The organism is Streptomyces sp. NPDC056948, from assembly GCF_042674225.1.
Lineage (GTDB): Bacteria > Actinomycetota > Actinomycetes > Streptomycetales > Streptomycetaceae > Streptomyces > Streptomyces purpurascens.
On record NZ_JBHUQX010000014.1, the window covers coordinates 1 to 24,120 of the forward strand.

Consider the following 24,120-nt stretch of genomic DNA (forward strand, 5'->3'; position numbering starts at 1 on the left):
GCTCTGTTTCACGTGAAACAGAGCGCCCCTCGCATGCCGGTCACAGTTGGAGCTTGAAGCCCGTGTGGGAGGCCGTGAAGCCGAGCCGCTCGTAGAAGCGGTGGGCGTCGGTGCGCGATGAGTCGGAAGTGAGCTGGACCAACTGGCAGCCCAAGTCCCGGGACTCGCCGATCGCCCACTCGATGAGCTGTGTTCCCAGGCCGCTGCCGCGCTCATCGGCGTGGATGCGTACGCCTTCGATGACCGACCTGGTCGCACCGCGTCGGGACAGTCCGGGAATGATCGTGAGCTGGAGCGTGCCGACGACCCGGCCCTCCCGGGCCGCCACGACCAGACGCTGGTTCGGGTCGGCGCTGAGCCGCTCCAGCGCGGTCAGGTAGGGGGCGAGGTCGTCCGGTGACTCGCGCTGTGCGCCCAAGGGGTCGTCCGCGAGCATTCCGACGATCGCCGGGACGTCGTCGGCGACGGCGGCACGTATCTCAAGATCTCCCATGGACGCACCCTACGCAGAGACGGCCGGCGCAGAAGCGTCCTATGCGGGCACCGGGGCCTTCAGCGTCTCGACCACCCGGACCAGCGGGGCCAGCTCGGGGTTCTTCGCCGCCTCGTCCAGAGCCTCGCGCAGGGCGGCGTCATTGGTCGGCCGCGCCGCTTTCAGCAACTCGAGGCCCGCCTCGGTGACGTTCGTGTAGATGCCCCGGCGGTCGGTGGGGCACAGATAGCGCTCCAGGAGCCCGCGGTCCTCAAGGCGGGTGACCAGACGGGTGGTGGCGCTCTGGCTGAGCACGACCGCGTCGGCGACCTGCTTCATCTGCAGATGGCCTCCGTCCCCGTCGTGCTGTCGGCTGAGCACGTCCAGCAGGGAGTACTCCCGCGCGCTGAGGTCGTGCTTGGCCTGCAGGGCGCGCTCGATGTGGCCCTCGATCCTCCCGTGCAGCAGGGAAAGGGCGCACCAGCCCTGGGCGAGCGCGGTGAGCGCGGGGTCCGTCGCTGTCATTGGCGTTTCCTCCGTCCCGGAGCGGCTGACACCCAGGATAGAGCAGCATCGCAATTGACGGCGCTTGCTCATAGCCCGCGTGTGCAATTATTGTGGGCGCACGCAAAGCGCTCCTGCAATCTTCTGGGAAGGTAACCCCTCCATGCCTCTCGCGCTTCTGGCCCTCGCGATCGGGGCCTTCGGGATCGGAACGACAGAATTCGTGATCATGGGCTTGCTGCCCCAGGTCGCGGGCGACTACGGGGTCTCCATCCCCACCGCCGGGTACCTGGTGACCGGCTACGCGCTCGGTGTCATGTTCGGCGCCCCGCTGATGACCGTTCTCGGTACCAAGGTCTCCCGCAAGCGGATGCTGATGATGCTGATGGGCCTGTTCATCGTCGGCAACCTGCTCTCGGCTCTCGCTCCTGCCTTCGCCGTCATGCTGATCGGCCGCATCGTCGCCTCGCTGGCCCATGGCGCCTTCTTCGGTATCGGCTCGGTCGTCGCGGCCGAACTGGTGGCCCCGGACAAGAAGGCCGGAGCCATTTCGATGATGTTCACCGGACTGACCGTCGCCAACGTCGTCGGCGTCCCGCTGGGCACGCTCGTCGGACAGTCCGTCGGCTGGCGCGTGACCTTCGCCGTCGTCGCCGCCCTCGGCGTCATCGGCCTGGCCGGCATCGCCCGGCTCGTCCCCGACATGCCCAAGCCGGAGGGCGTGCACCTGAAGCACGAGCTGGCCGCCTTCAAGAACGTGCAGGTGCTGCTCGCGATGGCGATGACCGTCCTCGGCTTCGGCGGTGTCTTCGCGGCCATCACCTACATCGCGCCGATGATGACCCACGTCGCCGGCTTCGCCGACGGCTCCGTCACCTGGCTGCTGGTCCTCTTCGGCCTCGGCATGGTCGGCGGCAACCTCGTCGGCGGCAAGCTCGCCGACCGCGCCCTGATGCCCCTGCTGTACGTCTCCCTGGGCGCCCTGGCCGTCGTCCTGGCGCTGTTCACCCTCACCGCGCACGACAAGCTGCTGTCGGCCGTCACGATCGCGCTGATCGGCGCCCTGGGCTTCGCCACCGTCCCGCCGCTCCAGAAGCGGGTCCTCGACCAGGCGCACGGCGCGCCGACCCTGGCCTCCGCCGTGAACATCGGCGCCTTCAACCTCGGCAACGCCCTCTCCGCGTGGCTCGGCGGCCTCGTGATCGCGGCGGGCTTCGGCTACACCGCCCCCAACTGGGTCGGTGCCGCCCTGGCCGCCGGCGCCCTGCTCCTGGCCTTCCTCTCGGCCGCTCTGGAGCGCCGTGCCGGTGCCCCCAGCACCGTCGTCACGGGAGCCGAGCCGGCCGAGCAGCGGACCGCCGTCCACCACTGAGCGACCGGGTCGGACCCGACCCAGGCCAGAACCAACCAGCAAGTTCCCTAGGAGAACCCCCTCATGAGCACCACCACAGCCGTCGCCCCGCTGACCACCCAGGACGCCGACGCCCTCGTCACCGCCGCCCGTCGGGCCGCCGAGGCCGCAGGCGTGACCGTCAGCGTCACCGTCCTGGACGCGGGCGGCCATCTGCTCGCCTTCCGGCGCGACGACCGTGCCGTGCTGATCTCCGGCGAGACCAGCACCCGCAAGGCCTACACGGCCCTCCAGTTGAACGCGCCCACCGCCGACCTCGTCGACGCCGTGCAGCCCGGAGGCCCCTTCCACACGCTGCCGACCGCGCTCGACCGGCCGCTGCTGTTCATCGCGGGCGGCGTGCCGGTGCACCGCGACGGTCGCCTGATCGGCGCGATCGGCGTCGGCGGCGGAGCCCCGGAGCAGGACCACGGCTTCGCCACGACCGCCGTGGAGGCCCTCGCCTGACCTGGCTCAGTGACGCGACACGCCGGTTCCCCGATCCCCCGGGGAGCCGGCGTCGTCGTATCCGGGGCGGGGGCCCTTCAGCCCGCCGCGACCGTGACCGGCGCGAACCGGCGGGTCCAGTCTCCGGGCAGCTCGGTGATCCCGTACGACATCACCGAGTTGAAGGCGATGGACGCCAGGCCCCGCTCCTTCGCCCACGCGAGGAGCTCTTCGTGCCGCACGTCGATATCGGTGCGCAGAGGGCGGTCGGTGTGGGCCGCGAGGGAGGCGATGAGCGCCTGGGCGACCGCTGTGTCGCGGGCGATGAGCGGGCCCACGACGTGGGTGTCCATGTTGGGCCAGGCGGCCGCGTACCCGATGATCCGCCCGTCCTCCTCGGCCACGCGCAACTGATCGGCGAAGGCGGGCAGTCGCGTGACGATGTGCGTGCGATCGGTCCCGAACGCCTGCTCGTCGAGCCGGAGGATGGCGGCGAGGTCCTCGGCGGTCGCCGCCCGGGTGGCGACCCTGGGATCCGGTCCGCCGGCGGTGAAGTGCCCGGACACCATCTCCGCCCGCCCGGTGACCTTGAAGCCGAGTTCCTCGTAGAGGGGGCGGCCGTTCGGCGTCGCGTGCAGGGTGAGGGGCGTGGGGCCCATCGCTGAGACGACATGGCGCATCAGCCGGCGTCCCACGCCCTGTCGCGCATGCCGTTCGGCGACCAGGACCATGCCGATCGCCGCGAGCGCGGGGTGCTCGTGCGGTCCGTACTCGGTGACGACGCAGGCGCTCACGAGGCCGCCGTCGGGGTCATCGATGCCATAGCCCTTCCCGGCTGTGAGGAGGAAGCCCCACTTGTGCTCCTCCCGTGGCCACCCCCGGTCCTGAGACAAGTCGGCGCAGGCGGCGAGATCGCGGAGCGTCAGACGACGAATGGGCAAAGAGGCAAGGGAAGGAGTCGGCACGCAGGTCAGGCTGTCCGACAGGGGCCCCTGACGTCCACCTCTTTCCCCGGACCCATACGAGCTTTTGGCCAGTTGTAGCCGTCCGCACAGAGAGCGGTCAGACGCCGGACGTTTCACGTGAAACACAGGCGCGATGTCCAGTAGTTGGCGCTAGTGATGATTCGCGCGGCGCCCTCATTCGTGACGAGGGAAGGGGGGACTTGTGTGCACGGCGGTGGCCGGTAGGGTCGACTCCGGTTCGCATTCGGGGCGGGTGACCCGTTCCGTGCGGGCCGAGTGCAGGGCAATGCAGCCTAATGGGACGGAGAGATCGAAGACCCGCGTTTTCGGTTAAGCGACTGAGTCGTCCAGACGAGTGGGAAGCTCGGGTGAGAACACTGCGGGCAATGTCACACTCTTGCCTACTTGTCCGTACGGAGCCGAAATACGGGTTGAATGTGGCCGCATTGGCCACGACATGGATGGGAACGCAGTCCGTCCACGGGGGAAAGCAGGCACCTTCCGACTAGGGAAGTGCGCAGACCGACCGAAAGATGCTCGAGGCGAGGCACACCATGGACGCTCCGACCACCACGTCGGCCGACAACGGCACTTCCGGCGGCGGGGGCGGCTGGTTCACGCCCCGCAAGAAGCCGACGACGACACCGGACAGCGAAGCCGGCACGCCAGAGGGGCGTCGCCCGGCCGCGATACGCCCCGTGGGCAGGCCGACGGCCGCTCCGGAGACTCCGGCCGACGGTACGGCGGTGCCGCCCGCTTCGACGACCGGCAGCGAGAGCACCGGTGGGCCGGAACAGGGGCGTGAGCCCCCGGAAGCGATACCCACGCCCGCCCCCCTGGCCGCCCAGCACGCCTCCTCTCCCGCGGCCGCAAGCGTCGCCGCGGCGTCGTCAGCAGGTCCCGTGCCCACGGCGCTCACACCGGCGCCCTTCGCCTCCACCGCTCCCTCCGCACTCGGGCCCGACGAGTCGCGGGTCCCCGCCCAGCGGTACGCCGCCATGTCGGCCCCGGGCCGAACCGCCTCCGCCCCGGCCAGGGAAGCGTCCCCGGACGCCATCCTCATCCGCCGCGCCATGGCCGAGGTCGCACCCGTGTCCGAGAAGGTCACGTCGTACTTCTACGCCCTGCTCTTCGTCCGCTACCCGGACCTGCGGCCGCTGTTCCCGGCCGCGATGGACACCCAGCGGGACCGTCTGCTCAAGGCGCTGCTCACAGCCGCCGAGCACATCGACAACACCGACGTCCTCGTCGACTACCTGCAGAACCTCGGCCGGGGCCACCGCAAGTACGGCACGCGGCCCGAGCACTACCCGGCCGTCGGCGAATGCCTCCTCGGGGCGCTGAGCAAGTACGCCGCCGAGGTCTGGAACGAGGAGATGGAGGCGGCCTGGGTCCGGGCGTACACCACCATCTCGCAGGTCATGATCGACGCGGCGGCCAAGGACGAACTGCGTGCCCCGGCCTGGTGGTACGCCGAGGTTGTCACGCACGACCTCAGAACTCCGGACGTCGCGGTCATCACCGTCCGCCCCGACCAGCCGTACCCCTTCCTCGCCGGGCAGTACACGAGCGTGGAGACGCCCTGGTGGCCCCGGATCTGGCGGCACTACTCCTTCGCCTCGGCGCCCCGCTCCGACGGCCTGCTGTCGTTCCACGTGAAGGCGGTCCCGGCCGGCTGGGTCTCCAACGCCCTGGTGCACCGTGCCCGCCCCGGCGACATCATCCGGCTCGGCCCGCCCGCGGGCTCCATGACCGTCGACCACACCACCGAGAGCGGCCTGCTCTGCGTGGGCGGCGGGACCGGCATAGCGCCCATCAAGGCACTGGTCGAAGACGTCGCCGAGCACGGGGACCGCCGGTCGGTCGAGGTCTTCTACGGAGCCCGCACCGACCACGACCTGTACGACATCGACACCATGCTCCGCCTCCAGCAGACCCACCCCTGGCTCGCGGTTCGCGCGATCATCGACCAGCAGGCGAACCAGCAGCTGCCGGACGCGATACGCGCCTACGGGCCGTGGGACGAGTTCGAGGCCTATCTCTCGGGCCCGCCCGGGATGATCCGCAGCGGTGTGGACGCGCTGCGGGACGTCGGCATCCCGTCGGACCGCATACGGCACGACTCCGTGGAGGAGCTGGTCGCGGCCGGGTCCTGATCCACTGCCGGTGTCAGCCCAGGTCGGGGGCGTGCATGGCACGTACGCCCTCGATGTTGCCGTCCAGGTAGTGCCGCAGCGACAGCGGCACCAGGTGGACGGAGGCGATCCCGACACGGGTGAAGGGCACGCGCACGATCTCGTACTCGCCGACGGGTTCGTCCACCTCCGGGCCGTGGCGGAGGGACGGGTCCATGGACTCCAGGTGGCAGACGAAGAAGTGCTGCACCTTCACGCCGGTCGCGCCGCCGTCCTCCCCGATGTGCTCCATGGTGTCCACGAAGCAGGGCACCACATCGGTGATCTTGGCGCCGAGCTCCTCGTACACCTCTCGGTGCAAGGCGTCGACGACGGTCGAGTCATCGGGCTCGACCCCGCCGCCGGGAGTGAGCCAGTAGGGATCCATGCCCGGCTTGGTGCGCTTGATCAGGATCAGGTCGTCACCGTCCAGCAGAACGGCACGGGCGGTGCGCTTGACCACAGGTCGGACGGTCATGAGTGAAATGTGGCCCGGCTGGTTCCACGTGAAACATCGCGAAACGTCACCGGCCGAGCCCTCAGAGTGAGGCACTGTCCCGGGCGCCTCAGCACCAGTCGCTCGAGGCGCGCTGCAACCACTCATGGGCACGCGCTATATGGGGCATCGCGAGCGTCCCGGTACGGACCACCAGGAAGTACGTCCGCAGCGGCGGCACCGTCGGCTCGTGCAGGGCGACGACGTCACCCCGCTCCAGCGCGGCCGCACACAGATAGCGCGGGAGCACCGCCAGGCCCGCCCCCGCGACCGCACACGCCAGGACCGCGCGCAGGTCGGGAACGATGACCGTGCCCGGGGCGGCGGGGCGCGAGTCGAAGACGGAGGCCCAGTAGCGGGAGACGAAGGGCAGGGACTCGTGCACCTCCACCACGGGCACCTGCTCCAGGGACGGTTCCGACTTGCGGTCCGGCTGCCCGGCGCCGATCTGTTCGGCCCAGCGCGGGGCGGCGACCAGGACGTGCTCCTCGTCGCAGAGCGCAGTCGCCGTGAGCAGGGCGCCCCGTGGCTGGGCCGTGCTGATGGCCAGATCGTGATGCCCGGCGGAAAGCCCTTCCAGCGTTTCCTCGGCATTCCCGAAGGATGCGCGCAGGGCGAAGCCCTGACCGTCCTCGCCGATCAGCTCCGTGAGCGCGGGCAGGGCTCGTTCGGCGGTGAACTCCGGAGGTCCGGCGAGGTGCAGCGTCCGTAAGGAGGAGTCGTCGTCGAGGCCTGTCTCCGTTATCTCCACCAGGGCGTCGAGATGCGGTGCGGCCTTGTGGGCCAGTTCGTCGCCGATGCTCGTCGGGGTCACGCCGCGGGCCTGCCGCAGGAACAGGGGGCGGCCCAGTTGCCGCTCCAGCGTCCGTATCTGCGAGGTGACGGCGGGCTGGGAGAGGCCGAGCAGGGCGGCGGCGCGGGTGAAGGAGCCGGCCCGGTGCACGGTCACGAAGGTCCGCAGCAAGGCCAGATCCACCGCACGCTCTCCCCTCTTCGGCCCCGCTCCCGGCCCTACGGCCGCGCTCAACTATAAATAAGTCGATAGGTCTCTGTCGCTACTGTGATTGGACACTGACAGAGAGTCAACTAGCCTTGGTCGCGCGGTTCTTGCGCGCGGAACCGGAGGACGGTCCGAGCCACGAGGGGGGAGGCTCGGACCGTCCGTGGGGGGATGGTCAGGCCACCGACGTGTCCAGTGCGCCCAGTATGTCCGCCACCAGGTCCTCCGGGTCCTCGGCGCCGACCGACAGGCGGATGAAGCCCTCCGGGACCGCGTCGCCGCCCCAGCGTCCGCGTCGTTCGGCCGTGGACCGTACTCCGCCGAAGCTCGTCGCGTCGTCCACGAGCCGCAGCGCGTCGAGGAAACGGTCGGCCTGCGCACGCGTGGGCAGAGTGAACGACACCACGCACCCGTAGCGCCGCATCTGCTGAGCCGCGATCTTGTGCGCGGGGTCGTCGGGGAGTCCGGGATAGCGCAGTCCGGTCACCTCAGGACGCTCGCGCAGCGCTTCGGCGACCGCCAGGGCGGTCGTGCTCTGCCGGTCGACCCGCAGTTGCAGCGTCGCGATCGAACGGTGTGCGAGCCAGGCCTCCATGGGCCCGGGAATCGCTCCGACGATCTTGCGCCAGCGGCGTACGGCGGCCATGGCCTCGGCGTCACGGCCGACGACGTAGCCCAGGAGGATGTCGCCGTGCCCCGTGAGCTGCTTGGTGCCGCTGGCCACCGCGAAGTCGGCACCGAGCTCCAGGGGGCGCTGGCCGAGCGGTGTCGCGAGGGTGTTGTCGACGGCCACCAGGGCACCACGCGCGTGTGCCGCCTCGGCGAGCCGCCTGATGTCGCAGACGTCGAGCCCGGGGTTCGACGGCGTCTCGATCCACAGCAGCTTCGCGCCGTCCAGGACGTCGAGCTGGGCGTCGCCCCGGGTCGGCGCGGTACGCACCTCGATGCCGTATGTCTCCAGCTGGGCGCGTACCAGGGGCAGCGCCTGATAGCCGTCGTCGGGCAGGACACACACATCGCCGGCGCGTAGCTGGGAGAAGAGCACCGCCGAGGTCGCGGCCATGCCCGACGCGAAGACGAGCGTCTCGACATCGTCCCGGCCGGGCGCCTCCAGCTCGCCGACGGCGCGCTCCAGCAGTGTCCAGGTCGGGTTCTCGTCACGGCCGTAGGTGTACGGGCCGGTCGGGTCGCCCGGCAGATGGAAGTGGGCGGCGAACACCGGTCCGGGCAGGGTGGGCTCGTACTTGACCGCCTCGGGCAGCCCGGCCCGGACCGCCCGCGTGCCGTCACCGGCGTCGGCGGCGACCAGGGCCGCGTCGCTAGACGCCCGGGCCGTCCCGCCCGTCGATCCGCCCTGGTCACCCGTCGCGGATTCACTCATGCCACTCGTCCTTCCACGTCCTCACGCACTGCCGCGAGCAGACCGGTGCTCGCCGACTCCACCATCTCAAGGCACTCCTCGAAACCGTCCGCGCCCCCGTAGTAGGGGTCCGGCACGTCGAGGTCGCCGCCGGCGGCGGGGTCGTACGAACGGAGCAGCCGCACCTTCCGCGCGTCCTCCTCCGTGGGCGCGAGGCGGCGTAGGGCGCCGAGGTGGCCGGAGTCGAGGGCGACGACCAGGTCGAGGCGGGAGAACCACGACGGCTGGAACTGCCGGGCCGTGTGGCCGGTGGTGTAGCCGTTCTCCTCGAGGACGGCCACCGTGCGCGGGTCGGCGCCGTCGCCCTCGTGCCAGCCGCCCGTGCCGGCGCTGTCGACCTCGACCAGGCCGTCGAGTCCGGCCTCCGCCACGCGGGCCCGGAAGACGACCTCGGCCATCGGGGAACGGCAGATGTTGCCCGTGCAGACGAAGCAGACTCGATACGTCATACGTGCTCAGTCCCCGTCGGGCAGAACGACGTTCAGCGCCCAGGAGACGACAGAGATGATCAGGCCGCCCAGGACTGCCGTCCAGAAGCCGTCCACCTGGAAGCTCAGGTCGAACTGGTCGGCCAGCCACGAGGTGAGCAGCAGCATCAGCGCGTTGACGATCAGGGTGAACAGGCCGAGCGTCAATATCAGCAGCGGGAGGCTGAGGAGCTTGACGAGCGGCTTGACCAGGAAGTTCACCAGGCCGAAGATCAGCGCGACGATTATCAGGGTGCCGATCTTCTTGCCCGTGCTGTCACCGGTCAGGGTGATCTTGTCGAGCAGCCATACGGCGACCGCCAGGGCACCGGCGTTGGCGATCGTCTTGACTACGAAATTCTTCATGTGTCTGATCGTGGCAGACCTGATCGGGCACGGGCACTAGAGGCAGGGGCGGACTAGGCGATGAAGGCATTCCGGCTGGACGAACTGGAGGCGGAGCGCGCCGCCAACGAGGGCGCCTACCTGCAGTTTCTGCGGGCGCAGAACATGTCGGTCGGTCTGTACGCCCTCGACGCGGGCGAGCAGGATCCACAGAAGCCGCACAATCAGGACGAGGTCTACTTCGTTGTGAGCGGCCGTGCCGCGATCACCGTCGGCCTGGAGACGACCCAGGTGGCACGCGGCAGCGTGGTCTACGTGCCGGCGGGCGTCGCCCACAAGTTCCACCACATCACCGAGGACCTCAGGGTGCTGGTGGTGTTCTCTCCGCCCGAGAGCTGACGGACCGCCTCGGGGTTCCCTAGGGGTTCGGTCAGGGGAGGACAAGGGGTGCGAGGCCCCCGCCCGACCCCCTCCTGGACCTAGCATCGAGTGCAGAACATCAGGAGACCGACAGGACCCGGCACTCGAACGGGTGGAGAGGTAAGGACGAGGGCGATGCGAGAGATCTTCACGGGACTGCCGTGGTGGGTGAAGTGGATCGCGGTGCCGGTCATCGCCCTGGTCGTGTTCGGCGGGCTGATCGCCAGTGTGGTCGGCTTCGTCATCGGACTGCTCTTCAAGGTGCTGGTCTTCGTGGCGCTGGTCGGCGGACTGATCTACGTCGTACGGAAGTTCACGTCGAGCTCCTCGTCGCGCAGCGACTGGTGAGACCGGTGGGAAACCGGTGGGGGTAGCGGGAAACGCTTGGAATCACCCGTTCCCTCGGGCGGGGGAAGTTTCCCGGCCGGACCGTCTGCGTGCGGTGGCAGACGAATAGAGTCCGGCTCGACGCGGGGACATCCCCGCGAGCGGCATACACCCCCACCCGTGTTCCTCCGCACGGGTCGGCCCCTCGCGTTTCGGGAGTGACCCTTGGCCCCGGCTGACACCGCACCGGCCCACCTGCGCAGCGTCCCCGCGCAACCGCGCTCGGCGGCACCCTCCGAATCACCGCCTCCCACCACACCACCCCCTCCCGCCGCACCCCCGCCTCCGGCGACCCTCATCGGATCCGTGCAGCGCGCCATGCGCCTGCTGGAAACCGTCGCCGGGCACGTCTACGGCGCCCCCGCCAAGCAACTGGCCCGCGAGACCGGGCTGGCGCTGCCCACGACGTACCACCTGCTGCGCACCCTCGTGCACGAGGGCTATCTGCGCCGGGACAAGGGCCTGTTCTTCCTCGGTGAGGCCGCCGAGCGGCTGAGCAGCAGCGGGGCGCGGCAGAAACGTCGCAGCACGGTGGTCGACACGCTCGGGCAGTGGCGAGACCTGCTCGGCGTCCCCGTCTACTACGCGGCGTACCGCGAGGGCGAGATCGAGGTCATGTGCGTCTCCGAGACCCCGGGCACGCCGGCGGTCGAGGAGTGGGCCGACTTCCGGGAGACCGGGCACGCGCACGCCATCGGGCAGTGCCTGCTGTCCCAGCTCGACGGGGAGGCCCGTCGCGACCACCTCGACCGTTACCCGGTGCAGCCCCTCACTCCGTACACGGTGCGGGACAACCACAGCCTGCTACGGCGTCTGGAGCGGATGCGGCGGATGGAACCGGTGACCGAGCGTCAGGAGTACGCCCTGGGTGCGGTCTGCGCGGCGATCCCGCTCACTCTCGGCACCACGGCCGCGACGATGGCCATCTCCCTGCCCGCTCACCAGGAGGACCGGCTGCTGCCCGCGGCCCGGCAGTTGCAGAGCGAGATCGGGCGGCGACTCGGGTCGCTGGCGCTCTCTATCAGTATGTGAAAACTCACTCCTTGTGATCTGCTGTGTACGTTCAGCAAGATTCCACCAAGTGTCAGAGGTTCGTTCCCGGCCAGTCACGGCGAATGACGGGGTTAGCGATGCGCGAGTCCGTACAAGCAGAGGTCATGATGAGCTTTCTCGTGTCCGAGGAGCTCTCCTTCCGCATTCCGGTGGAGCTGCGCTATGAGACCAGTGATCCCTATGCCGTCCGGCTGACGTTCCACCTGCCCGGTGACGCCCCGGTGACGTGGGCTTTCGGCCGGGAGTTGCTGATCGACGGCGTCGGCAGGCCGTGCGGCGAGGGCGATGTGCGGGTCACTCCCGTCGAACCGGACACGCTGGGCGAGGTGCTGATCCGGCTTCAGGTGGGCAGCGACCAGGCGTTGTTCCGGTCCTCCACGGCACCGCTCGTCGCCTTCCTCGACCGCACCGACAAGCTGGTGCCGCTGGGCCAGGAGGGCTCGCTCGCCGACTTCGACGCCCACCTCGACGAGGCGCTGGACCGCATCCTGGCGGAACAGGGAGCCGGGTGAGACACCCGTCGGGCGGCATGGTGGAGTAACGCTTCACCGGATGCCGCCGAGCCGTGCGGGAACGCTTCGGCGTTGTGGCGCTGGGACGTCTGGCTCAGAGACGTCAGCGCTTGCGGCGCCGGCCCCTTCCCCCGCGTGCCGGGACCGCCGAGGCTTCCACGGCGCGCTCCTCTCCGGGCCGGTCGGCCGAGACCACGAGCGCGGCCAGAACGGTGGTGACCGGCACCGAGGCGACCAGGCCGATCGAACCGACCAGAGTGCGCACGATCTCCTCCGCGACCAGCTCGCTGTTGGCGACCGTCCCCACACCGCTCTGCGCGATGGAGAACAGCAGCAGCAGAGGCAGGGCGGCACCCGCGTAGGCGAGGACGAGCGTGTTGACGACCGAGGCGATGTGGTCGCGGCCGATCCGGATGCCCGCGCGGTAGAGCCCGCGCCAGCCCATCGACGGATTGGCCTCGTGCAGCTCCCAGACCGCCGAGGTCTGTGTGACCGTCACGTCGTCGAGCACACCGAGCGAACCGATGATGACGCCGGCGAGCAGCAGACCGCTCATGTCGATCGTCGGATAGAGGCCGTGGATCAGACCGGTGTTGTCGTCGGTGTTGCCGGTGAGCGCGGCCCAGTCGATGAACACCGAGCCGAGGATGCCGATCAGCAACAGGGAGATGAGGGTGCCCAGCACCGCCACGGAGGTCCGTGCGGACAGTCCGTGACACATGTACAGGGCGATGAGCATGATGGCGCTCGCGCCCACCACCGCCACGACCAGCGGGTTCGAGCCCTGCAGGATCGCGGGCAGGATGAAGAAGTTCAGCACCATGAAGCTGATGGCCAGTGCGATGAGGGCCATGACCCCCCGCAGCCGCCCGACGACCACGACGGCGAGCGCGAAGATGCCGGCCAGCAGGCCCATGGGCAGCCGGCGGTTGATGTCGGTGACCGAGTACTGCAGGTCCTTCGGCGCGGAGGGCTCGTAGGCGACCACGACCTTCTGGCCCTCGTGCAGCTGACGGGACTGGTCGGGCTGGATGATCTCGGTGAAGGTGCGGCCCTTGTCCTTGCCGCTGTCGACCCGGATCGTCGCCCGCTTGCAGGTGCCCTTCTCCTGCTGCGCGGCGGAGGAGCCCTCGGCGGTGGAGGTGTCGCCGGTCGGCGGGACCCCCGAGGCGCCGGCCTCCTTGCAGCTGATCTCCACGACCTTGGTGACCGAGGCCTGTTCGGTCTGCCGGTCGAAGCCGACGCCGGTGCGCTCGTGCGACGGGGCGCCGCCCGGCCACAGCACGACGAGACCGACCAGGACGGCCGCGCCGAACGGGATCAGGATCGCCGCGATGATCTTGCGCAGATGCATGGAGACGGGCGTGGCCGGACCGTGGCTGTGACTGTGCGAGTGCCCGTGTCCGCCACCTGGCGCGGAACCGGGGCCCTGTCCGTGGCCGTCACCTCCGCCGGTCCCGGAACCGTGCCCATGCCCATGTCCGTCTCCGGAACCCGGACCCTGCCCGTCGCCGGGACCGACTCCATGCCCACCGGCCGAGCCGCCACCCTGGCTGTTGCCCGGCCCGTATCCCCCGGCAGAGCCGGAACCATGCTCACCACCGGCCCCAGCCCCGGCCCCGGGCCCGAAACCTGCCCCCGGCCCATACCCGGCCCCGGGGACGAAATCGTGGCCGTCTCCCCGGCCGTTGCCGTTTCCGGCGCCGGATCCGCGAGGCGGCTCGGGCGGTGGGTAAGGGGGACGCTGCGTCGTGGTCACCGACCGATCATCGCAAGAACGAGGGGGGCCCTCTGTTCACCGCGCCAGAATTGCCGCTAGCGTGGGGGCACCTTTTGTACACGCGGGAGCTCGGAGCACCGGGCTGAGAGGGCGCTGACCTCCGTCCCAGCGATGTTTCACATGAAACATCACCGAAGTCGAGTGATGTTTCACACGGAACGTCGGCAGACGGAAACCGCTGCGTCGACCGCCGAACCTGTTACCGGGTAATGCCGGCGTAGGGAGTAGGTCTCATGACCGACAAGGACGCACGCACGCCTGCCTCCGTTCAGGACGCACAGTCCGAGGAGGCCGGGAAGTCCATCGGCTGGCACAAGGCGTACGTCGAGGGCACCCGCCCCGACCTGCGCGTGCCGGTTCGTCAGGTGCATCTCACCAATGGGCAGGCGGTCACGCTGTACGACACGTCGGGCCCGTACACCGATCCACTCGTCGACACCGACGTCCGCAGGGGCCTGCCGCCGCTGCGCGAGAACTGGATCATCTCCCGCGGCGACACCGAGGAGTACGCGGGCCGCCCCGTCCGTCCCGAGGACGACGGCATCAAGCACACCTCGCCCCGTGGCGGCCTCCGCAACCTCGACGCCGTCTTCCCCGGCCGCCCGCGCCAGCCGCGTCGCAGCCGGGACGGGAAGGCGGTCACGCAGCTCGCGTACGCCCGCCGCGGCGAGATCACGCCCGAGATGGAGTACGTGGCCATCCGGGAGAACGTCTCGCCCGAGGTGGTCCGCGACGAGATCGCCGCGGGCCGGGCCGTGCTGCCGGCCAACGTCAACCACCCGGAGATCGAGCCGATGATCATCGGCAAGAGGTTCCTGGTGAAGGTCAACGCCAACATCGGCAACTCGGCGGTGACGTCCTCCATCGAGGAGGAGGTCGAGAAGATGACCTGGGCGACCCGCTGGGGCGCCGACACGGTCATGGACCTCTCCACCGGCCGCAACATCCACACCACACGTGAGTGGGTGCTGCGCAACTCCCCCGTCCCCATCGGCACCGTGCCGCTCTACCAGGCCCTGGAGAAGGTCGACGGCCGGGCCGAGGATCTGACCTGGGAGGTCTACAAGGACACGGTCATCGAACAGGCCGAGCAGGGCGTGGACTACATGACGGTCCACGCGGGCGTGCGCCTGGCCTATGTGCCGCTGACGGCCAACCGCAAGACGGGCATCGTCTCCCGCGGCGGCTCGATCATGGCCGCCTGGTGCCTCGCGCACCACCAGGAGTCCTTCCTGTACGAGAACTTCGAGGAACTCTGCGAGATCCTCGCCGCGTACGACGTCACGTACTCGCTCGGCGACGGCCTGCGGCCCGGCTCGATCGCGGACGCCAACGACGAGGCACAGTTCGCGGAACTGCGCACGCTCGGGGAACTCAACCGGATCGCGAAGCGTTTCAACGTACAGACCATGATCGAAGGCCCGGGCCATGTCCCGATGCACAAGATCAAGGAGAACATCGACCTTCAGCAGGAGATCTGCGATGAAGCTCCGTTCTATACGCTCGGCCCGCTGACCACGGACGTCGCGCCGGCGTACGACCACATCACCTCCGGCATCGGTGCCGCGATGATCGCCTGGTGGGGCACGGCCATGCTGTGTTACGTCACGCCCAAGGAGCACTTGGGCCTGCCGAACCGTGACGACGTCAAGACCGGCGTCATCACCTACAAGATCGCCGCCCATGCGGCCGACATCGCCAAGGGACACCCCGGTGCCCAGGAATGGGACGACGCGCTGTCCGACGCCCGCTTCGAGTTCCGGTGGGAGGACCAGTTCAACCTGGCCCTCGACCCGGACACGGCACGGGAGTTCCACGACGAGACCCTGCCGGCGGAGCCCGCCAAGACGGCTCACTTCTGCTCGATGTGCGGTCCCAAGTTCTGCAGCATGAAGATCTCGCAGGACATCCGCCGTGAACACGGCGGCACACGGACCGAGATCGAGGAGGGCATGGCCCAGAAGTCGAAGGAGTTCGCGGCGAGCGGGAACCGGGTGTACCTGCCGATCGCTGACTGATCCGGCCGCGCACAGGCCGCGGGGGCCGAGGGCTGGGGACACATGGTCCCTGGCCCCTGGTCCCTGGCGGGCCCGGCTATTCCGGCTGGTGTTCCGGTCCTCCGTAGTCCGGGCTGGTGTAGTCCGGGCTGCTGTAGCTCGGCCGCGAGCCGCGGTGGCCTTCGTCCGGGCTGGTGAAACCCGGGCGGTCGTAGCCGAGGTGCGGGATGCGGCTGATCGGCGTGGACGAGGAGGTGTGGTGCAGCGCGGCGGCCGCGTCCGGGCTGACGAGTGCCTCTCGAAGGAAAGGCAGGATGCCCCGCTCCAGCAGGGCCTCGTGCCAGGCATCCCTGGCCAGGGCCACCTCCCCTTGCAGTTCGCCGTACGGACCGCCTTCGGCCGTCGGCTTGTTGCGCAGGGCGGTGAGCAGCAGTCCCACCGCGGCGACGAGGATCGCTACCGCGGTCACGGCGCCGAACACCCAGCCCGTGGTGAGCATGGTCCGGGCGAACGCCTGCTCGGGGTCGAGCATCTGCAGGATGTAGCCGACGAGCAGGAAGATCGCGGCTGCGGTTCCGGCCAGGACGGGTGCGAGGACGGCGACGATGGCGACGGCGCCCGCGCCGGCGGTCTCGGCGACCTCTCCCATGGCGGCGGCCAGCCCCGCCGGGCCCGTGCCCGGCTCGGAAGAGCCGGACTCGCGCACGGCCGGGGGGTTGGACGACGCCGGCTGGCGCAGTTCCTCACGGACCTTGACGTAGTGCTGGTATTCGGTCGACGCGGCCGCCGTGATGAGTGCGGTGGCGTTCAGCGCCATGGTGCGCAGTTGTTCCGAGTTCAGCCGCTGTCCGACAGCGGTCAGTTCCGGACGGTGTGGTGCGGAGCGCAGCACCTCATCGAGGATCCGCTCGTATTCCTGGCGGTCCTCGCTCAGCAGGTGCTGCGGAACGCTGTTCATGTGCATCCCCCGATGCTCCGTAGGGCTTGGGGCTCGGCATGCTGACGAGCCGTCGGGCAGAAACGGAGGGGAGCCTGCTACGGATAAGCCGATGGTAGAGCCGTGGAGGTAGGCGGTGACAGGGGGTTTACCGAAATTGGCCCTTCACCCGTCCGGTCCTGTGACGGGAAACGCCTGCCCGGTGAACGTTCACGTACCCAACGGCAGTTGCTGGACCAGCAGCTTTCCGGCCATGGTCACGCCGCCGTCCATCGCGATGGCGAGTCCGTCGGCATAGACGTGCGGTCCCTCGATCACCGGGTCGCTGCTGTCCTCGTCCTCCTCGGAGCCGACCTCGCCGAGCAGATACGGAATCGGGCTGTGCCCGTGAACGATGCGGGTGCCCCCGTACGTATCGAGCAGGGAGCGCACGGCGTCCGCGCCGCCCTCGTCCCGGAAGGAGAACCGCTTGGTGAACTTGCGGAACAGGTCCCAGACCTCGTCCGCGTCATTGCGCGTGATCGTCTCGCGGACGGTGTCGTTGACCTCTTCGATCGAGCGGCCGTAGTCGAGGTAGGCGGTGGTGTCGGAGTGGACGAGCAGATGGCCGTCGACCTCCTCGACGGCGTCGAGACGGGCCATCCACTGCAGGTGGTGGTCCTGGAGGCGGTCCATGTCGGTCTTCTGTCCGCCGTTGAGCAGCCAGGCCGCCTGGAAGGTGGCGGTGCCCGCGCCGGAGTTGACGGGGGTGTCGCCGAACCGCTTGGCGCCGAGCAGCAGCAGCTCGTGGTTGCCCATGAGCGCCTTGCAGTAGCCGCCGGCCGCCGCGGCCTCGGCGGAGAGCCGCATCACCAGGTCGATGACGCCGATGCCGTCCGGTCCGCGGTCGGTGAAGTCGCCGAGGAACCACAGCCGGGCGGTGCCCGCGCACCAGTTGCCGTCGGCGTCGAGGAGGCCCTTCTCCTGCAGAGCGGCCACCAGCTGGTCGAGATAGCCGTGCACGTCGCCCACGACGTACAGCGGGCCCTGTCCGGTGTTCGGGGGCGGGGCCGCGGCGGTTTCGGGGTCGACGGTCACCTGGACAGTGTCACCCCGGTTGACCACGGGAAGGTCGCGCTGGGTCGGCGTGTATCCCTCGGGATACGTCTCCTCGGGCGGCGGAGCGACCTCGCCGGGGCTCGCGCTCTGGACGTACGGACCGGTCTCGTGGACGTACGCGGGCACCCGGAAGTCGCGCAACGTAGCCGTGCGCTCCACCTCGGGTCCCTGACCGGCCCCCTGAGTCATCGACCCCTCCACCATCAAGCCGCATCTGCACCGCATCGGACTGCCTGGTCGTAGCGGCCCGCCGGTGTCGTGGGCCCATCATAGGAATGCGGATCGCGCCATGTGATGACCCAGGGGTGGTGAATCAGAGCAAGAGTCCAGTTCACCGCGGCTTTCGCCCCGATTGGGCCGGGCTTTGACCACCGTGTGACCGTCCTCGCTCTCCTTCTCTTCGCGAGAACGATCCCTTCTCTCCGGGGGACCGGCCCTGTTTCTCCCCAGCGACGAGACTTTCCCCTGACCCGGTTCCGAGGTACCGGACCCGGGGGTTCCCGGGTACCGGACCTACGCCCCCTCGGGGGATCGCGGCGGGCTGACCGTCGTGCGCGGCGGGCGTCGCTGGGACGACGTGCGCACGATCAGCTCCGTCGGTATCACCTGCTCCACCGGGCGGTCGGATTCCACTCCCTCGATGGCGTCGATGAGGAGCTGCACCACCGCCGTGCCGATGCGGCGCGGCTTCAGGGAGAGCGTGGTGATGGGGGGCTCGGTGTTGGCGTACACGGTGGACTCGCTGCAGCAGACCAGCAGCAGGTCGTCCGGTACGCGCAGGCCGTAGCGGCGGGCGGCGGCGAGCAGGTCGGTGCCGTTCGGGTCGAACAGCCCGTAGACCGCGTCCGGCCGGTCGGGGCGGGCGAGGAGCCGGTCGGCGGCGACGGCGCCCGCGCACGGATCGTGCGCCGGATAGGCCTCGTACACCGGATCCTGGCCGACGCGCTCGCACCAGCGCAGGTACGCGGTGGTCGACAGGTGGGTGTACGTGTCCGTCGTCGTGCCGGTCAGCAGGCCGATGCGGCGGGCGCCGGCGTCGGCCAGGTGGTCGAGGATGCCGAGGACGGCGGCCTCGTGGTCGTTGTCGACCCAGGCCGTGACCGGCAGGGAGCCGGCCGGGCGGCCGTCGGAGACGACCGGCAGACCCTGCCGGACGAGTTCGCTGACGACCGGGTCCTGGTCGGAGGGATCGATGACGACTGTGCCGTCCAGGGCGACGTTCGACCACACATCGTGGCGGGAGGTCGCGGGCAGGATGACGAGGGCGTAGCCGCGGGCGAGCGCGGCGGAGGTGGCGGCCCGCGCCATCTCGGCGAAGTACGCGAATTCGGTGAAGGTGAAAGGTTCATCCCCGTACGTCGTCACGGTCAGGCCGATGAGTCCCGACTTGCCGGTACGGAGTGTCCGGGCGGCGGCCGAGGGCCGGTAGCCCAGCCGGTCGGCCACCTCGCGGACATGGCGCCGGGTGGCGTCCGGAAGCCGGCCCTTGCCGTTGAGGGCGTCGGAGACGGTCGTGATGGAGACTCCGGCGGCGGCGGCCACGTCTCTGATACCCGCCCGACTCGGCCGACTGCCTCGACGTGAGGTTTCCGCGCGGCTCACCTGGTGCTTCCCTGCTGCTGTCATGGCGAGCCGATAGTAGGGCTCATGAGGTGGGGTAGTGCGGACGCATATGCACACGTTGACAGGCACGTTTCTGCATGATCATTTAACCTCAATTACTTTGGAAACCAAGGGAGTTAAGCGCTCCCATGCCAGTACGTGACTTGTCGGCCCGCACGAGCCTGCCAAGTGGGTGAGGTTGCGAAGAGGTCTCAACTCACCTGCACGGGGGATGCGCGCCACGGCGTGCACCACCGGCGCGTAGATATATGTGCGGCGCGCCCCCGGATTCATACGCCTTCGTGCGGCGATGCCCCTGATGCCGGAGGGACGTGGGAAGCCGGCGTTCACCGCTTGGCCGTGGGTGTACGCAGCGGCGCTGAATCCTCATAAGGTGAGGAGTATTGGATGTCGGCGGCGGTCATGGGCCGCCGGTCTTCGCGAGGAGGACTGCGGTGAGCGAGACGAGCCCCAAGCTGCGCGGCGAGCTGGAGGGAATCCCCACCTACAAGCCGGGCAAGCCCGCCGCGGCAGGCGGGCCGGTGGCCTACAAGCTGTCCTCCAACGAGAACCCGTACCCGCCGCTGCCGGGCGTGATGGAGACCGTGACAGCGGCGGCCGGCAACTTCAACCGCTACCCGGACATGGCCTGTACGGGGCTGATGAACGAGCTGTCCGAGCGGTTCGGCGTGCCCCTCTCCCACCTGGCCACCGGCACCGGGTCGGTCGGAGTCGCCCAGCAGCTCATCCAGGCCACCTCCGGCCCCGGTGACGAGGTGATCTACGCCTGGCGGTCCTTCGAGGCGTACCCGATCATCACGCAGATCAGCGGCGCCCGGTCGGTCCAGGTGCCGCTGACCTCCGGTGATGTGCACGATCTCGACGCGATGGCCGACGCGATCACCGACCGGACCCGGCTGATCTTCGTCTGCAACCCCAACAACCCGACCGGCACGGTCGTGCGGCGGGCGGAGCTGGAGCGCTTCCTCGACCGGGTGCCGGGAGACGTACTGGTGGTGCTCGACGAGGCCTACCGCGAGTTCATCCGCGACCCCGAGGTGCCGGACGGTGTCGAGCTCTACCGCGACCGGCCCAATGTCTGCGTCCTGCGGACCTTCTCCAAGGCGTACGGCCTGGCCGGACTGCGCGTCGGGTTCGCCATCGCGCACGAGCCGGTGGCGTTGGCGCTGCGCAAGACGGCGGTGCCGTTCGGCGTGAGCCAGCTCGCGCAGGAGGCGGCGATCGCCTCGATGCGTGCCGAGGACGAACTGTTCGGTCGGGTCGGCTCGCTGGTGTGTGAGCGCACGCGCGTGGTCGACGGGCTGCGCGCCCAGGGCTGGACGGTGCCCGAGACCCAGGCCAACTTCGTGTGGCTGCGGCTGGGGGAGCGCACGGTCGCGTTCGCGCAGGCGTGTGAGCAGGCGGGCGTGGTGGTCCGGCCGTTCCCGGGTGAGGGTGTGCGGGTCACGGTCGGGGAAACCGAGGCGAACGACATCTTCCTGAAGGTGACGGAAGGGTTTCGCAAGGAGCTGTAGTGCTCCGCGAGCCAGGCCCTAGGTCAGGTCAGGCCAGGTCAGGCGTCCACGAGTTCAACGCGGACGGGGTCGCCGCCCCGCACGGTCGCGAGCAGGCCGGGGTCGCCGTCGATGCGGCCCAGGACATTGCACGGGCTGGCGAGGCGGCACTCCTCGCCCTGTGAGATCGGCGTGGGCCCGTAGGGGAGGGCGAGGGCGTCGCCGTCGGTCCAGAAGGCGACTGTGCCCGGCTCCATGACCTGTCGGGCGTCTGTTTCACGTGAAACAGACACTCCTGTGTCGAAGTAGACCTCCGCGCCCCAGGTGCGGGCGGTGGAGACAAGGGGCAGTGCCTGGGCGAGGGCCTGGGTGGTCGGGGTGTCGTCAAGGGTCGCGGTGAGGTGCCCCGCGGGCCAGGAGATCCGTATCTGTAGTGGTGTCTGCATGCCACAGATTCAACAATATGTTGAAGTTAACGCCTAGGGGTTGGCCCTGAGGTTGACCGGGACAGGGGCCCCCTTTGGGGCTCGAAAGTCCGTGCTGCATAATGGCTTGTGAATGTGAACGCTTTCACAAGCGTAGTGTAAGGAGCGGCGACGTGGACCTGGCTTTGGCGCCGGAGACCCTGGCGCGATGGCAGTTCGGCATCACCACCGTCTACCACTTTCTGTTCGTCCCCCTGACGATCTCGCTGGCCGCCCTCACGGCCGGACTGCAGACCGCCTGGGTGCGGACGGAGAAGGAGAAGTACCTCCGGGCGACGAAGTTCTGGGGCAAGCTCTTCCTGATCAACATCGCGATGGGCGTGGTCACCGGCATCGTGCAGGAGTTCCAGTTCGGCATGAACTGGTCCGACTACTCACGCTTCGTCGGTGACGTCTTCGGTGCGCCACTCGCCTTCGAGGCGCTGATCGCCTTCTTCTTCGAGTCCACCTTCATCGGCCTGTGGATCTTCGGCTGGGACAAGCTGCCCAAGAAGATCCACCTCGCCTGCATCTGGATGGTCTCGATCGGCACGATCCTGTCGGCGTACTTCATCCTCGCGGCCAACTCCTGGATGCAGCACCCGGTCGGTTACCGGATCAACGAGGCGAAGGGGCGCGCCGAGCTCACCGACTTCTGGCTGGTGCTGACCCAGAACACCACGCTCGCCCAGGTCTTCCACACGCTCACCGCGGCCTTCCTGACCGGCGGCGCCTTCATGGTTGGCATCGCCGCCTTCCACCTGGTCCGCAAGAGGCACGTCCCCGTGATGAAGACCTCGCTGCGGCTGGGCCTGGTCACCGTCGTCATCGGCGGCATGCTCACCGCGATCAGCGGCGATGTCCTCGGCAAGATCATGTACGAGCAGCAGCCGATGAAGATGGCGGCGGCCGAGGCACTCTGGGACGGCGAGAAGCCCGCGCCCTTCTCGATCTTCGCCGTCGGTGACGTCGACAAGGGGCACAACAAGGTCGCCATCGAGATCCCCGGCCTGCTGTCCTTCCTCGCCAAGGACGACTTCACCTCGTACGTCCCCGGCATCAACGACGTCAACAAGGCCGAGCAGGAGAAGTACGGCCCCGGCGACTACCGGCCCAACATCCCGGTCGCCTACTGGGGCTTCCGCTGGATGATCGGCTTCGGTATGACGTCGTTCGCCATCGGCCTGGCCGGACTGTGGCTGACCCGGAAGAAGTTCCTGCTGCCACAGCACTTGAGGGTGGGCGAGGACGAGGTGCCGCATCTCGTGCTCCTGCCGAAGAAGGCGCTCGGCCCGACCCTCACCAAGTGGTACTGGCGCATGGCGATCCTCACCCTGGGCTTCCCGCTGATCGCCAGCTCCTGGGGCTGGATCTTCACCGAGATGGGCCGCCAGCCGTGGGTCGTCTACGGCCTGTTCCAGACGCGTGACGCGGTCTCCCCCGGTGTCTCCCAGGCCGAGGTCATCACCTCGATGGTCGTCTTCACCACGCTGTACGCGATCCTCGCCGTCATCGAGGTCAAGCTGCTGGTCAAGTACGTGAAGGCGGGCCCGCCCGAGCTCACCGAGGCCGACCTCAACCCGCCCACGAAGATCGGCGGCGACTCCCGTGACGCCGACAAGCCGATGGCCTTCTCGTACTAGGCCGAGGGAGCTGCACAGTCATGGAACTGCACGACGTCTGGTTCGTCCTGATCGCCGTCCTGTGGACCGGCTACTTCTTCCTGGAGGGCTTCGACTTCGGGGTCGGAGTGCTCACGAAGCTGCTCGCCCGCAACCGGCCCGAGAAGCGGGTGCTGATCAACACCATCGGACCCGTCTGGGACGGCAACGAGGTCTGGCTGCTCTCGGCGGGCGGTGCCACCTTCGCCGCCTTCCCCGAGTGGTACGCGACGCTCTTCTCCGGCTTCTACCTGCCCCTGCTGCTCATCCTGGTCTGCCTGATCGTCCGGGGTGTGGCTTTCGAGTACCGCGTCAAGCGGCCCGAGGAGAACTGGCAGCGCAACTGGGAGACGGCGATCTTCTGGACCTCGCTGCTCCCCGCGTTCCTGTGGGGTGTGGCCTTCGGCAACATCGTGCGGGGCGTGAAGATCGACCAGGACTTCAACTACGCCGGAGGCGTCCTGGATCTGCTCAACCCGTACGCGCTGCTCGGCGGTCTGGTCACGCTGGCGCTGTTCACCTTCCACGGGACGGTGTTCGTCGGCCTCAAGACCGTCGGGGAGATCCGGGAGCGGGCACGGAAGCTGGCGCTGCGCGTCGGGCTGGTCACCGCCCTGCTGGCCCTCGCCTTCCTGCTGTGGACGCAGGCAGACCGCGGTGACGGGGCGTCGCTCGTCGCGGTGGTCGTGGCCGTCGCGTCTCTCCTCGTGGCGCTGGTCGCGGCACGGGCCGGGCGTGAGGGCTGGGCGTTCGCCCTGTCGGGGCTCACCATCGTGGCCACGGTCGCGATGCTCTTCCTGACGCTGTTCCCGAACGTCATGCCGTCGACGCTGAACCCGGACTGGAGCCTGACGGTCACCAACGCCTCGTCCAGCCCGTACACGCTGAAGATCATGACCTGGTGTGCCGGGATCGCCACCCCGATCGTCCTGCTCTACCAGGGCTGGACGTACTGGGTGTTCCGCAAGCGGATCGGTACGCAGCACATCGCCGAGACCGCGCACTGAGGTGTGTT

At 69.1% G+C, this 24,120-nt stretch carries 24 protein-coding genes and 1 riboswitch; of the genes, 11 read left to right on the forward strand and 13 right to left on the reverse strand.

Features of this window, described 5'->3' with window-relative positions; genetic code table 11:
* Positions 1-40: 40 nt before the first annotated feature.
* Together ACFTZL_RS03365 and ACFTZL_RS03370 are read right to left on the reverse strand one after the other, a co-directional pair.
* Complete coding sequence (locus ACFTZL_RS03365; protein WP_382577651.1) at positions 41-493, reverse strand: GNAT family N-acetyltransferase; 453 nt, start codon at positions 491-493, stop codon at positions 41-43.
* Between the two features lie 39 nt (positions 494-532).
* The gene (locus ACFTZL_RS03370) at positions 533-997 is read right to left on the reverse strand and encodes a MarR family winged helix-turn-helix transcriptional regulator (protein WP_382577654.1); all 465 of its coding nucleotides are present in this window, start codon (positions 995-997) and stop codon (positions 533-535) included.
* Between the two features lie 142 nt (positions 998-1,139).
* Between ACFTZL_RS03370 and ACFTZL_RS03375 the strand changes: the two genes are divergently transcribed.
* Both ACFTZL_RS03375 and ACFTZL_RS03380 read left to right on the forward strand, forming a co-directional pair.
* Complete coding sequence (locus ACFTZL_RS03375; RefSeq protein WP_382577657.1) at positions 1,140-2,348, forward strand: MFS transporter; 1,209 nt, start codon at positions 1,140-1,142, stop codon at positions 2,346-2,348.
* A 63-nt stretch (positions 2,349-2,411) separates the two neighbouring features.
* Complete coding sequence (locus tag ACFTZL_RS03380; RefSeq protein WP_382577659.1) at positions 2,412-2,834, forward strand: heme-binding protein; 423 nt, start codon at positions 2,412-2,414, stop codon at positions 2,832-2,834.
* 77 nt (positions 2,835-2,911) lie between these two features.
* Here the strand turns inward: ACFTZL_RS03380 and ACFTZL_RS03385 are convergent, their stop codons facing one another.
* Complete coding sequence (locus ACFTZL_RS03385; protein WP_382577661.1) at positions 2,912-3,778, reverse strand: GNAT family N-acetyltransferase; 867 nt, start codon at positions 3,776-3,778, stop codon at positions 2,912-2,914.
* A 554-nt stretch (positions 3,779-4,332) separates the two neighbouring features.
* Between ACFTZL_RS03385 and ACFTZL_RS03390 the strand changes: the two genes are divergently transcribed.
* Complete coding sequence (locus ACFTZL_RS03390; RefSeq protein ID WP_382577664.1) at positions 4,333-5,934, forward strand: globin domain-containing protein; 1,602 nt, start codon at positions 4,333-4,335, stop codon at positions 5,932-5,934.
* 13 nt (positions 5,935-5,947) lie between these two features.
* Here ACFTZL_RS03390 and ACFTZL_RS03395 read toward each other — a convergent pair whose 3' ends face one another.
* The 5 genes from ACFTZL_RS03395 to ACFTZL_RS03415 form a co-directional block, all read right to left on the reverse strand.
* Complete coding sequence (locus ACFTZL_RS03395) at positions 5,948-6,430, reverse strand: NUDIX domain-containing protein (protein ID WP_382577667.1); 483 nt, start codon at positions 6,428-6,430, stop codon at positions 5,948-5,950.
* Positions 6,431-6,518: 88 nt separating this feature from the next.
* Positions 6,519-7,424: a LysR family transcriptional regulator gene (locus tag ACFTZL_RS03400; protein WP_382577670.1), complete on the reverse strand. Its 906-nt coding sequence runs from the start codon at positions 7,422-7,424 to the stop codon at positions 6,519-6,521.
* Between the two features lie 199 nt (positions 7,425-7,623).
* Positions 7,624-8,829 (reverse strand): cystathionine gamma-lyase, encoded by a 1,206-nt coding sequence (locus ACFTZL_RS03405; RefSeq protein WP_382577672.1) that lies wholly within the window; start codon positions 8,827-8,829, stop codon positions 7,624-7,626.
* Complete coding sequence (locus ACFTZL_RS03410) at positions 8,826-9,317, reverse strand: low molecular weight protein-tyrosine-phosphatase (RefSeq protein WP_382577675.1); 492 nt, start codon at positions 9,315-9,317, stop codon at positions 8,826-8,828. The genes ACFTZL_RS03405 and ACFTZL_RS03410 overlap by 4 nt, the downstream gene beginning before the upstream one ends.
* Positions 9,318-9,323: 6 nt before the next feature.
* Positions 9,324-9,701, reverse strand: a complete 378-nt coding sequence (locus ACFTZL_RS03415) for a phage holin family protein (protein WP_193479123.1) — start codon at positions 9,699-9,701, stop codon at positions 9,324-9,326.
* A gap of 60 nt (positions 9,702-9,761) precedes the next feature.
* On the opposite strand from ACFTZL_RS03415, the gene ACFTZL_RS03420 reads away from it, so the two are divergent.
* The 4 genes from ACFTZL_RS03420 to ACFTZL_RS03435 all read left to right on the forward strand — a co-directional run bounded on the left by ACFTZL_RS03420 (position 9,762) and on the right by ACFTZL_RS03435 (position 12,052).
* A complete protein-coding gene (locus ACFTZL_RS03420) occupies positions 9,762-10,079 on the forward strand; it encodes a cupin domain-containing protein (RefSeq protein WP_184593813.1) in 318 nt (105 codons plus the stop codon).
* Between the two features lie 156 nt (positions 10,080-10,235).
* A complete protein-coding gene (locus ACFTZL_RS03425) occupies positions 10,236-10,448 on the forward strand; it encodes a DUF5326 family protein (protein WP_020271174.1) in 213 nt (70 codons plus the stop codon).
* 345 nt (positions 10,449-10,793) lie between these two features.
* A complete protein-coding gene (locus ACFTZL_RS03430) occupies positions 10,794-11,519 on the forward strand; it encodes an IclR family transcriptional regulator (protein WP_382577678.1) in 726 nt (241 codons plus the stop codon).
* Between the two features lie 98 nt (positions 11,520-11,617).
* Complete coding sequence (locus ACFTZL_RS03435) at positions 11,618-12,052, forward strand: SsgA family sporulation/cell division regulator (RefSeq protein WP_184593809.1); 435 nt, start codon at positions 11,618-11,620, stop codon at positions 12,050-12,052.
* A 103-nt stretch (positions 12,053-12,155) separates the two neighbouring features.
* On the opposite strand, the gene ACFTZL_RS03440 is transcribed toward ACFTZL_RS03435, so the two are convergent.
* Complete coding sequence (locus tag ACFTZL_RS03440; RefSeq protein ID WP_382577681.1) at positions 12,156-13,811, reverse strand: YibE/F family protein; 1,656 nt, start codon at positions 13,809-13,811, stop codon at positions 12,156-12,158.
* A 72-nt stretch (positions 13,812-13,883) separates the two neighbouring features.
* Positions 13,884-14,073: riboswitch (TPP riboswitch) on the forward strand.
* Between ACFTZL_RS03440 and thiC the strand changes: the two genes are divergently transcribed.
* Positions 14,066-15,850 carry a phosphomethylpyrimidine synthase ThiC gene (thiC, locus tag ACFTZL_RS03445; protein ID WP_382577683.1) on the forward strand — a complete coding sequence of 595 codons (1,785 nt, stop codon included), beginning with the start codon at positions 14,066-14,068 and terminating at the stop codon, positions 15,848-15,850. Its footprint overlaps the riboswitch before it by 8 nt.
* A gap of 76 nt (positions 15,851-15,926) precedes the next feature.
* Here thiC and ACFTZL_RS03450 read toward each other — a convergent pair whose 3' ends face one another.
* The 3 genes from ACFTZL_RS03450 to ACFTZL_RS03460 all read right to left on the reverse strand — a co-directional run bounded on the left by ACFTZL_RS03450 (position 15,927) and on the right by ACFTZL_RS03460 (position 19,490).
* Positions 15,927-16,793 carry a hypothetical protein gene (locus ACFTZL_RS03450; protein WP_382577686.1) on the reverse strand — a complete coding sequence of 289 codons (867 nt, stop codon included), beginning with the start codon at positions 16,791-16,793 and terminating at the stop codon, positions 15,927-15,929.
* 183 nt (positions 16,794-16,976) lie between these two features.
* Complete coding sequence (locus ACFTZL_RS03455; protein ID WP_382577689.1) at positions 16,977-18,068, reverse strand: metallophosphoesterase family protein; 1,092 nt, start codon at positions 18,066-18,068, stop codon at positions 16,977-16,979.
* Between the two features lie 309 nt (positions 18,069-18,377).
* A complete protein-coding gene (locus ACFTZL_RS03460) occupies positions 18,378-19,490 on the reverse strand; it encodes a LacI family DNA-binding transcriptional regulator (protein WP_215120353.1) in 1,113 nt (370 codons plus the stop codon).
* A 431-nt stretch (positions 19,491-19,921) separates the two neighbouring features.
* Between ACFTZL_RS03460 and hisC the strand changes: the two genes are divergently transcribed.
* On the forward strand, positions 19,922-21,001 hold the full coding sequence (gene hisC / locus ACFTZL_RS03465; RefSeq protein WP_382577692.1) for a histidinol-phosphate transaminase: 1,080 nt from the start codon (positions 19,922-19,924) through the stop codon (positions 20,999-21,001).
* Between the two features lie 38 nt (positions 21,002-21,039).
* Here the strand turns inward: hisC and ACFTZL_RS03470 are convergent, their stop codons facing one another.
* On the reverse strand, positions 21,040-21,426 hold the full coding sequence (locus ACFTZL_RS03470; RefSeq protein WP_382577695.1) for a cyclophilin-like fold protein: 387 nt from the start codon (positions 21,424-21,426) through the stop codon (positions 21,040-21,042).
* A 152-nt stretch (positions 21,427-21,578) separates the two neighbouring features.
* On the opposite strand from ACFTZL_RS03470, the gene ACFTZL_RS03475 reads away from it, so the two are divergent.
* Positions 21,579-23,087 (forward strand): cytochrome ubiquinol oxidase subunit I, encoded by a 1,509-nt coding sequence (locus ACFTZL_RS03475; RefSeq protein ID WP_382577698.1) that lies wholly within the window; start codon positions 21,579-21,581, stop codon positions 23,085-23,087.
* A 20-nt stretch (positions 23,088-23,107) separates the two neighbouring features.
* The gene (gene cydB, locus ACFTZL_RS03480; RefSeq protein WP_382577700.1) at positions 23,108-24,112 is read left to right on the forward strand and encodes a cytochrome d ubiquinol oxidase subunit II; all 1,005 of its coding nucleotides are present in this window, start codon (positions 23,108-23,110) and stop codon (positions 24,110-24,112) included.
* Positions 24,113-24,120 lie beyond the last annotated feature (8 nt).